Origin of the sequence: Pedobacter sp. CFBP9032 (assembly GCF_034045265.1) — a bacterium.
Classification (GTDB): domain Bacteria; phylum Bacteroidota; class Bacteroidia; order Sphingobacteriales; family Sphingobacteriaceae; genus Pedobacter.
In genome coordinates, this window is record NZ_JAXCWE010000004.1 from 12962 (window position 1) to 23742 (window position 10781).

At 41.3% G+C, this 10781-nt stretch carries 7 protein-coding genes; 1 reads left to right on the plus strand and 6 read right to left on the minus strand.

All coding sequences use genetic code 11. The features are described 5' to 3' along the window. Positions 1-198 precede the first annotated feature (198 nt). Complete coding sequence (locus tag SOM16_RS08820) at positions 199-1074, plus strand: AraC family transcriptional regulator (protein WP_320463636.1); 876 nt, start codon at positions 199-201, stop codon at positions 1072-1074. Between the two features lie 46 nt (positions 1075-1120). Here SOM16_RS08820 and SOM16_RS08825 read toward each other — a convergent pair whose 3' ends face one another. The 6 genes from SOM16_RS08825 to SOM16_RS08850 all read right to left on the minus strand — a co-directional run bounded on the left by SOM16_RS08825 (position 1121) and on the right by SOM16_RS08850 (position 10729). Continuing rightward, a complete protein-coding gene (locus SOM16_RS08825) occupies positions 1121-2359 on the minus strand; it encodes a glycoside hydrolase family 27 protein (RefSeq protein WP_320463637.1) in 1239 nt (412 codons plus the stop codon). Between the two features lie 11 nt (positions 2360-2370). Continuing rightward, complete coding sequence (locus tag SOM16_RS08830; RefSeq protein ID WP_320463638.1) at positions 2371-3348, minus strand: glycoside hydrolase family 5 protein; 978 nt, start codon at positions 3346-3348, stop codon at positions 2371-2373. A gap of 35 nt (positions 3349-3383) precedes the next feature. Continuing rightward, positions 3384-4670: a glycoside hydrolase 5 family protein gene (locus SOM16_RS08835; RefSeq protein WP_320463639.1), complete on the minus strand. Its 1287-nt coding sequence runs from the start codon at positions 4668-4670 to the stop codon at positions 3384-3386. A 90-nt stretch (positions 4671-4760) separates the two neighbouring features. Beyond that, complete coding sequence (locus tag SOM16_RS08840) at positions 4761-5900, minus strand: IPT/TIG domain-containing protein (RefSeq protein ID WP_320463640.1); 1140 nt, start codon at positions 5898-5900, stop codon at positions 4761-4763. Between the two features lie 7 nt (positions 5901-5907). Further along, on the minus strand, positions 5908-7560 hold the full coding sequence (locus tag SOM16_RS08845) for a RagB/SusD family nutrient uptake outer membrane protein (RefSeq protein ID WP_320463641.1): 1653 nt from the start codon (positions 7558-7560) through the stop codon (positions 5908-5910). Between the two features lie 10 nt (positions 7561-7570). Further along, positions 7571-10729, minus strand: a complete 3159-nt coding sequence (locus SOM16_RS08850; RefSeq protein WP_320463642.1) for a TonB-dependent receptor — start codon at positions 10727-10729, stop codon at positions 7571-7573. Between the last annotated feature and the right edge of the window lie 52 nt (positions 10730-10781).

The window sequence follows — 10781 nt, forward strand, 5'->3', positions numbered from 1 at the left end:
AATAAGGTTTGCTATAATTATTCTCTAAAGTAGGAAGGTAATCATTTTAATAATAATACTATTTTAACCAAATACCATAGAATAACTATCATTTTCATGCTTATAAGTGCCTTGAAGTTAAATGAAAAACCCATTTTTTTATTAAATTGCATCAATGTTCTTTTATCTTAAAGAGATCTATTTTGAACACTAAAGTTTATGAATAATATTATCAAGGAAATTACGCCACTTACCCAGAACGATTGTTTTACCATATTTTCGAGGGTAAAAAAGGAATTCGATTTTCCGCTGCACTTTCATGAGGAATTTGAGCTGAACCTGATTTTAAATGCACCAGGGGCCAAGCGAATTGTTGGCGATAATATCGAGGAAATTACAGACATGGAACTGGTGCTGATTGGCCCGAATCTTTCTCATGTATGGACCACTCATCATTGCAAAAGTGAGGAAATTACCGAAGTAACCATTCAGTGGCATAAAGATCTTTTTGATGATAAAATGCTTCGGAGAAATCAGTTGAGTTTTATCCGTAAGATGTTTGAGCGCTCCGTTCGCGGCATTCTCTTCCCCCGGGAAACCATTGAAAAAGTTTATAAACGCATTCTGGATATTGACCAGTTGCAGGGTTTTGATTCCGTGCTGGAACTGATGAGCATTCTGCACGATTTATCTTCTTCGAAAAGCATGCGCATTTTATCTGATGGCACGTTTAACAACGACCAGGTGATGAACTACAATAGCCGACGGATTGATAAGGCTTTTGAATTTATGAATGCCAATTTCTATAAGGCTATTACACTAAAAGATTTATCAAAACTCGTGAGCATGACAGAGGTTTCCTTTAGCCGGTTTATTAAAAAGCGAACCGGAAATACGTTTATCGATAGTTTGAACGAGATTAGACTTGGTCACGCCACCAGAATGCTGATTGAAACTACGCATTCTGTATCGGAGATTTCTTATAAATGTGGGTTCAATAATATCTCCAACTTTAACCGCCTGTTTAAAAAGAAGAAGCATTGCACACCTAAAGAATTTAGAGAGAACTTTTCCGGAACAAGGGTATTTATCTAGTGGAAAACCTGATCCAGGTGTTATGGCCCGAGTCAGATTCCATAAGTTATTTAGGTTCCAGAATCAATGTCAGCACATCATGTGGTGGCACCTCGGTTTGAAGTATGTTTTTTGTGCTTCCCATTTGTTTATTGGTCCAGGCATTTTTAATCTGATAGTTGATTTTGCCGGCATTAAGCGTTTTATTAAACACCTCATCCACAATCTTCTCTTGCTTCCAGTTAAAGTCGATTTTCTTCGCTGTTGCGGAGCGGTTTAAAAACGACACGGCCCATTTTCCATTACTCATGGGTTTAAACCAGGTTTCAAATCCATCCGCTTTAGCAAACCGAAAGGCCTGGATGCCTAAAGAATCTTGATTGATCGAAATAATCGTTTTATTCGTTAACACGGCTTGCGTTTCTTTGTTCATCGTCCGTAAATCATTTCCTGCAATTAATGGCGCTGCAAGCATGGCCCACATTGAAAAATGGGCACGGTCTTCACTAGGGGTTAATTTTCCATTTCCAATTTCCAGCATATCCGGATCATTCCAATGGCCTGGGCCTGCATATTGCCGCAAGCCTTCCTGTTTATCTACAATTTGCATTACACCGAAAGATTTCCAGGTACCATGATCTTCTACGCAATCGAAGCAATTAAAAATATCGCCGCTTGTTCTCCAAAGCTGGCCTACTGCAGGGCCCCAGATCCAGGGCTTATCACTGCCCCATTCGCAAATACTTAATACCATTGGTCTGCCTGCTTTCTGCAATGCTGCCATAATCGTTTTATATGCACCTTCAGCTTTTAAGCCTTCGGTATTACACCAATCATATTTCAAATAATCTACACCCCATTTGGCATAGGTAAGTGCATCCTGAAATTCATAACCGCGACTTCCCGGCCTACCGCCACAGGTTTGCGAACCTGCATCTGAATATAGGCCTAATTTTAATCCCTTGCCATGAATATAATCTGCCAATGCCTTCATTCCTGAAGGAAATCGCTTAGCATCTGGATGAATGAATCCCAAACTATCACGGTCGCCATGCCAGCAATCATCAATATTGATATAGGTATAACCTGCCGCTTTCATGCCCGAACTTACTATCGCATCGGCAATTTCCCTGATCAGTTTTTCATCTACATTGCAAGCAAATTTGTTCCAGCTGTTCCATCCCATTGGCGGGGTAAGCGCCAGGCCTTCAAATTTGGTATATTTTTGAGTATAGTTATTCCCTTGCCCGAAAGCAACGGACATGCTGAAGATAGCCATTAATAACAGTACCAGTTTCAATTTCATTTTGCGTGTTTTTAGTGATTTAATTTTCTAAGCTGTGTGCGGATATACTGCCCTGCGGGAGTAAGTGCTTCGGTTTTCCAACTTCCGCCTATGGAAGCGCCAGGCCGAAGAATTGCGGTAGTTTCTTTCTTATCGGTAACGTTCCAGTTCGCCCAGCTGAGTTGATTTCTTTCCATCCAGGCCAGCCATTTATTGGTCTTCTCCATGTTAAATTTGCCATTTCCATCAGCTTCTCCAACGCCCCATTCGGTTACCATAATCGGTAAGCCCAAAGCAAGCGCTTCATCTGCTTTTTTCATCAGTAATTGCTGATGGTTTGGATCGGATGCGTAGAAATGAAAGGAATAAGCGATGTTTTCGTAACCTTTAATCGGGTCTTTCGCCGCTACATCAATATCCTGATCCCAGGTTGGGCTGCCAACAATAATGAGGTTGCTGGCATCGTATTTCCTAATTTCTGCAATCACCTCAGTTGCATAATCCTTAACGGTTTGCCAGGCAATTTTTTCCGGCTCGTTGAATACTTCATAGATCACATTGGGTTTGCCAGCATATCTTTTTGCCATCTTCGCAAAGAAAATTTTCGATTGCGCCAGGTGCTGATCGGCATGGTGATCGTGCCAATCAATTAATACATACAAGCCGTTTGCTATGGCCGCATCAATGGTTTTCACCACTAATTTTTCCTGTTGCGCTGGTTGCTGTAAATACCCGCTATCCGGCTGAACCGCCATGGAAACCCGCAGCAGGTTGATGTTGAAATCTGACTTTAACCAGCTGACTACTTCTGGATTGTAATATTTTCTTCCCTGCCAGATGCTCCATGATAAACTGATGCCACGAAGTTGCGGTGGAACATTTTTGCTGTTTACAATTTTTCCTTTCAGCACTTTTAACTGGCCATTCCGTTCTACCCAATTGATGTTTTGTGCAAATGTGGTGGCAACTATTGATAGTGCGATTAATAAGATTAAAAATTTCTTCTCCATCGGGTTGGAACTTGGTGGTTTTAGGATTCGTCGAATTACTTCGTTGTAAACTGTCTGATTATTTTCCAGGTAGAAACATCAGCATCAAAAACGGTATTTAAACCTTGTTCTTCTTGTGGCGGATCTCCCGAAAAGTCATCGCCATCTTTCCAGAACAACTGACCTTTTACAGGGCGGGAAAGACCACCGAAAGCCCAAAAATTACAACCAGCAATTGCGCCGTTCATTTTTTTGCTCGTTTTCCATTGCGCAAAAATGCTTCCAAAGTATTCATCGCGAAGCTGCGTGCTTAGTGCAGGATCAAATGAATGCTCATCTCTGGGTAAACCAAATTCTTCAATTACCAGTGGTTTATTTAATGCTTTAGCAATTGCCTCATGTTGCTGAATGTATGCTGTTGTTTTTTGAATCACTACAGGAAGACTTTCTTTTGTTGGCGCATCTTTAAACCATCCCCAATTTTTTGGCCAGATGTGAATGGTGAGATAATCTACATTTTTATCACGGTGAATTTCTTTAAACAGGTCAAAATTTTCTTCCGTACCCATAAAACCTTCCGTACCGATGGTAACCAAATGGTTTTGATCAATAGATTTAATGTAAGCCGTTGTCGATGAAATCCACTTTCTGTAGCTTTCAACCGCAGTAGCCCGCATTGGTCGCGGTTCATTAGCCAGTTCCCAGGCCATAATTGCAGTTTCGTTGGTATACTTTATTCCGGTATAACTATTTTTATGACTGATAATAAAATCCAGCTGCTTCTTGTAATCTGTTTTGCAAGGCTCGCAATCATAAAATTTGCTGGTGTAGTCGCGTTGTTCATCCCAGGTAAGCTTCCGTTTCAGCGTTTCCTGATCGATTTGCCCATTCCAGTTCAGATATTGTAAAAAGCCTCCGCTCCATTCCCAGTTGTTGCTTAAATAAAGCACAGCATACATTTTTCGTTTAGCCATTTCCATCAACAGAAAATCCAGACTGTTTAAAATCTTTATATCAAATACCTGGTGTTTCGGTTGCAAAGCCGGTTTTACGCGGTCTACACCGTTAATTCTTCCTTCTCCTTCAGCACCTACCAATACTCTTAGATTGTTAATCCCCTTCGATTTCAAAAAATCTAACTCAGCAATTAACCGCTTTTTACCTTTTACAGGATCTTTTTCTAATGCCAAAAGGCCACCATACCAGTAATTTGCACCAATAAAATAATAGGGTTTCCCGGAAATGGTAAATTGTTGTGCGGTCTGTTTAACAAAGGCTTTTTGCGCATTCGCCATCATTGCCAGACTTAAGCTTAAAATCAGGAGATTTATTTTCTTAATCATTTTTATTTTAAAAAAAGGCTGTATTGGTCACCAGTGAATACATAGCATATTAGTAGATTCATCCGATGACCAATCAGCTTCGTTTATGGATTAAATAAACCCAATATCATCTACATAAATTACACTTGGCACGGCATTGCCTAAACTTTGTAATACAAATTCAGTGATTACCGTTGGGTTACCTAAATCCTTTAAAGGAATGGTATAATCAGTATAAGTTCCCGGGGTCAAGGTAATCGGCACTGCGTTTCCATAGTTTCCATTAATTACCAGTTGCACTTTTCCGCCTGCTACAATTCCGGCACCGCCATAAATTGATAATTTAATCGCTGTTAAGCCCGATCGCGTCACGTCAATTGTGGAACCGTTATAACCAATTTGTAGCGCACCATAACCATCGGTAAAGGTAGTGGCTATGGCATTTGTACCGCGTTTAACCTGAGCGGTACTTGTCAGGTTGATGGTACTGTTATAGCCTAAATAGGAGCCCCATCCTGTTGGAAATGCATCATCATAAAGAAGTGACTTGAATCCAAAAGAACCTACAGACTGCGTGGTGCCGCCTGGAGTGGTTACCAAAATACGTGACTGTACCACACCTGCAGGCACTCTCACCTGGATTTGCGTTTTAGTTGGTGTGCCTACAATCTGCGCAGGCACTAAATCAAAGGCCACTTTCGATACGCCTTCAAAGATGGTTCCGGTTATGGTAACAATTTCACCCGCACCTGCAGCTACCGGACTGAATGAGGTAATTACTGGTGGTGGTTGCAAAATCGGGAAATCAAAACTAGCAGTACCAAACTTGGTGGTTACCACTAATTTATTACTTTGACTAGCTCCATATGGGGTTTGCGCCGGAATAGAGATAATAATGCTGTTATCTGTCAGCAATGCCGGATTATAGTTGACCTGCAAGCCATTAAAAGAAACCGAAAGTGTAGTTAAAAGGTTCTCTCCAACAATTGCATATTGGTTATTTAACCTTCCGGCCACTACCGTAGAATCGAAACTTACCTGTCTGGTTTCATCGTAGGTAAGATTTGAATCCAACGTAACGCGGTGCACTACATTTTTCAGGGTATCGGTTTTACTAATCAGTCTTACTCTGGTAATCACCGGCTGACCGCCAGCACCTTCATCTGTTTTTTTACAGGAAGCGTAACCTAATATGATCGTGAACAATACCATAAACATGGCAAAGTTTGATTGTTTATTGATCTTTTTCATGTCCATTTTATTTAAAAACATAAGGAACTGGAGGTTGAATTAATTTAGGATTTGAGGCCACTTCTGTAGCTGGGAACGGAAACAAAAATTTGCTGTTCGTCATCACGTAATAACCATTTCCATAACTGTTTGATGGCACGCTGTTGTCGCCTGCACCGCGGTCCTGCTGGTTGATAATGGTTATGGCATTGGGATGGCTGCTCACATTGTATCCATCTAAACGAGCCAGGTCGAACCAGTAATCAAACTCGAACATCAATTCGCGTCTGCGTTCTTCTAAAATATCATCACGGTAATATTGCGCAGGTGCGTTGGCTGGCTTGCCTGGTGCGGTATTAGGTGTAAAATAACCCCTTCTGATTTGGGTAAGGTTTCCAAGACCGGCACGCGTTCTGATTTTATTAATCGCTGCTAAAGCCTGAGGATCTGAACTACTTCTGGCCGTACCCATAATCGATTCGGCAAGGATCAGGTAAACTTCTGCATAGCGCATCATATAAGTGTTATTTGCCGATGATTGTGCCGAGCCGATACCTCCATTGTCTGCCGGGGTACCCACTACATACTTTTTAACAAAAGCACTGGTTCCCTGACCTTGATTAGCCTGATGCGTATATCCGCCAGCTGCTTGGTTAATTTCAGGGTAATTTGCGCCTGTTACCATAATGGTTGGCTTAAACCGTTTATCATCCTGTTGGAAAGCAAATAAAGCATCAAACGTTACGCCCAGCACACCATAACCGTCGCCAGTTCCGGTGATGGAGGTATTCGCAGCCCAGGAAGCTTGTAAAGGATTGCCTTTGCCATAACCCCCGGCACCAGCCCACTGAAGTGCAATTACAGATTCTTCATTGTTGTTGTTGGCTGTTAAAAACAAATCTTTAAACTCCTTGCCAGGAACATCAACGCCATATAATTTAAATTCTCCGCTTGATATTACTTTCTCTGCCGCAGCACGTGCGTTCGTATAATCCTGCATATAAAGGTAAACCTTGGCCAATAATGCAGTTGCAGATCCACTCGAAACACGACCCTGAGCAAGTGAATTTCCACTTCTAACCTGAGGAATCAGGTTAGCTTCAGCAAACTTCAAATCGTTCAGAATAAATTTGTACACGTCGGCTACCGGATTGGTATTTACCTGAAAATTCTCTACATAATCTAAGGTGTTTTCAATAATCGGCACATTGCCAAAAAGCCTTACCAAATGGAAATAAGAAAGGGCTCTGAATAAACGGGCCTCTCCTAAAGCCTGGTTAACTACTTTTCTATCTACAGCTGCCGGTACTTTAGCAGGTAGGTTGTTAATAATTGCATTAGATTGTGCCACCACAATCCATAAGGAATTGTAAGCATTAGCCAATTCACTATTTCCATCAGTTACCGAAAAATTACCAAAATTGGCCACGTCGGATGAATAGGAGCGACCGTTTCCTCCAGCCATTTCTGTAATGGCCCAACCGCCTTTAGTTACCCAGCCAAACCAGGCAGCACTATAAAGGATGTTGGTACTTGATGAGACCTGCTCTGCCGTTTTATAAAAGTTATCTAAGGTGATGGAACTTTGCGGCGGCCGATCGAAAAATTCTTTTTTACAACTGGTTACCGTAGTCATGGTAAGCACAGCAATGGCAAGGGAATATTTTATATATGTCTTCATATTTTTATAGTTAAAATTCTGCATTAAGGCCAAAAGTAAACGTGCGTGGAATTGGATATCTACCGCTATCTACGTTGGTTAAAAACACATTGTAGTTCTGATTACCTACTTCCGGATCGAGCCCTTTATATTTCGTAAACACATATAGGTTTTGCACGCTGGCGAAAACTTTTAATCTGTTTAATTTAGCCTTGCGGATAATTTCCTGCGGAATGTTATAAGCCAGGTTGATGTTTTGAACCCTTAAAAATGAACCAGATTCAACAAAACGATCAGAGCTTTTTAGGTTTGGATTATCTCCACCTCTAGGTGCAGGAATATTAGAACCGGTGTTGGTTGGTGTCCAGAAATTAATGGCAGATGCCAACTGATTTTGATACTGACCAGAAAGCCCCTGCAATTGATAATTTAATGCATTATAGATTTTAGCGCCATAAGAACCGTTTAAAAAGATAGATAAATCGAAAGATTTAAACGAGAAGTTGTTGGTAATACCATAGGTGAATTTTGGATTTGGGTTACCCAATGAAGTTTGATCCAACTCATCAATTTTCCCGTCTCCGTTAAGATCTTCGAATTGAATATCACCTAGCCAGGTACCAGCACTATTATTGGCGATTGGTCTGGCAAACTGAACCGGTGCAGTTCTCAGCTGTGCATCGGTGCGAAAAATATCTTTCACTTTGTAACCGTAAAACTCGCCGATTGATCCGCCCACCTGTGTTCTGGTTACCGTCATCTGTAAGAAGCTTACGTTAATTTTTCCATCTATGAAAGGAACACCATCTGCCAGAGACAATACTTTGTTGGTGTATTTCGATAAGATTACGGTAGTATTCCATTTGAAATTACCCGTTAAATTTTTTGAGCTCAGGGTAAAGTCGAAACCTTTGTTGCTTACCTTACCACCGTTAATGTACGGCGGACTAATCACTCCTGTACCGGAGTAAGCTGCTGTTTGACCAACCAGGTAAGCAGGTAATGGTTTTTGGAAAAGAAAATCTTTAGATGTTTTATTAAAATAATCGAACGATGCATCAATTCTCCCTTTGGCTAAGCTGAAATCAATACCGGCATTCGTTTGTATAGCACTTTCCCAGGTTAAGTTAGGGTTAGCCACCTTATCAACTCCAAAACCAGTGCCTAATCCCGTAACAACAGGGGTTAAGGCAGATCCATACTGGTAATTCGGAAGATTCTGATTTCCAACTTCTCCATAACCCAATCTGAATTTGATGTTATCCGCAATATCCTTCAGGCCAGCCATAAAAGATTCGTCAGACAGGCGCCATGAAACTGCAAACGCCGGGAAATAACCAGTTTGTTTGCCTTGTACAAATTTGGATGATTTATCTGAACGGATGGTTGCCGTTAAGCTATATTTATTATTGTAAGTGTAAATACCCCGGGCAAAATAAGATTCTAAAGCCTGACTATCTTTATACTCACCAATAATGGCTGTTTTAAGGTCTCCTAAACCAAGCGTTTGCAAATCATTGCTTAGAAACTTTTGGATGGAAGCATCTGTGCCTCCCCAAGATTGCTCGTTTACCTCATAACCCAAAAGCGCAGTTAGGTTATGCTTTCCGAAAGTATGTGCGTAAGTTAAATATTCTTTCCAGCCCCAATAGGTGGTGTTTGAATTGTATTCCTGCAATCTGGCGGTCTGGTTTCCAAAAATTCCATATTGGTAAGTTGGGGTAAATACCCGAGCCGCAGAATAATTGAAATCTCCGTTTACTTCTGATCTTAACGTCAGGTCTTTAGAAAACTTAATTTCACCATAAAATGCACCATTAACGTTGCTTCTATTTAAAACGTTGGTAATATCTAAAGACTGTGCTACAGGATTGATTTGTCCGCCTTGTTGATTTGAATTTGGAATCGGCCCTGCAAAAGATCCATCAGGATTTCTAACCGCTTGATCAGGCGCACTTAGAAGTGCATTGTAAACTACTCCGGTATTATTAGATAAACCCTGGTTTTCGTTTGAGCGACTACCAAATAAAGACAAGCCAACTTTTAGCCATGGTTTTACCTGGCTGTTGATGTTAGAGCGGAAAGTATATCTTTTATAGTTACTGCCTAAGATCGTACCATCTTGTTTAAGATAGCCTCCGGATAAGTAGTAATCTAATCCATCTTTTCCGCCTGATATGCCTAACTGATGATTTTGCATGGCAGCGTTTCTAAAGATTTCATCCTGCCAGTCTGTGCCTTTTCCTAATAAAGCAGGCGTTGCAAATTCTGCCCTACGTTGAACACCTGTAACATCTGCCAGGGCATTTTGTAAAACCGCGTATTGCTGCAAGTTCATCACATCAAGAAACTTTCCCTGCTGCGAAATCGCACCATAACCATCGTAGGTAACCCTTGCCGAACCATTCTTTCCACGTTTAGTGGTGATGATAATTACCCCGTTTGATGCACGGCTTCCGTAAATAGCAGTTGCAGAGGCATCTTTCAATACATCGATAGATTCAATATCACTTGGATTGATAGCAGAAAGCGGACTCACAGCAGATTCGCCGTTATTTGGCGATAACCCCACTGTTCTACCACTAGTGGCCTGATTGGTTGCATCTCCAGAAATCGGCACACCATCAATTACATATAAGGGTTCATTAGATAAACTGAGTGAGGTTACACCACGCACCCGAACCGAAGTTGAACTTCCTGGCGCACCAGAGTTTTGGGTAATGGTTACACCCGATGCCTTGCCCTGAAGCATCTGATCAATACTGACCTGAGGAACATTGGCAATATCTGCAGCTTTAACGGAAGAAATTGCACCATTAACATCACCTCTTTTCTGGCTGCCGTAGCCAATTACCACTACATCCGATAAATCAGTCGTGGCAGATTTAAGCACAACATTAATCGTGTTTCTATCTCCAACGATCACCTCTTGTTTGGTAAGGCCGATAAAAGAAAAAACCAGTGTGGTGGCTGAGCCAGTTGGAACGGAAATCACATATTTACCGTCTGATGAAGTTGAAACTGCTGTTTTTGAGTCTTTAACGGAAACCACTGCGCCGGGCAATGTAGTACCTTTCTCGTCTGAAACAGTTCCTGAAATTTGCCTGTTCGATGTGTTCTGTGCAAGCGCAGGAAACAGCGAAGCCAGAAATACGACACACAGCATGGTTGCTCGTAACGTTTTATACATAATGTTTATATTTGGGTTAGTTGTATATTACTCAAAAATACCACCCTAAACA

Coding starts and splice junctions, on each gene's coding strand:
- SOM16_RS08820 (WP_320463636.1), top strand. CDS start 199: ATGAATAATATTATCAAGGAAATTACGCCACTTACCCAGAACGATTGT.
- SOM16_RS08825 (WP_320463637.1), bottom strand. CDS start 2,359: ATGAAATTGAAACTGGTACTGTTATTAATGGCTATCTTCAGCATGTCC.
- SOM16_RS08830 (WP_320463638.1), bottom strand. CDS start 3,348: ATGGAGAAGAAATTTTTAATCTTATTAATCGCACTATCAATAGTTGCC.
- SOM16_RS08835 (WP_320463639.1), bottom strand. CDS start 4,670: ATGATTAAGAAAATAAATCTCCTGATTTTAAGCTTAAGTCTGGCAATG.
- SOM16_RS08840 (WP_320463640.1), bottom strand. CDS start 5,900: ATGAAAAAGATCAATAAACAATCAAACTTTGCCATGTTTATGGTATTG.
- SOM16_RS08845 (WP_320463641.1), bottom strand. CDS start 7,560: ATGAAGACATATATAAAATATTCCCTTGCCATTGCTGTGCTTACCATG.
- SOM16_RS08850 (WP_320463642.1), bottom strand. CDS start 10,729: ATGTATAAAACGTTACGAGCAACCATGCTGTGTGTCGTATTTCTGGCT.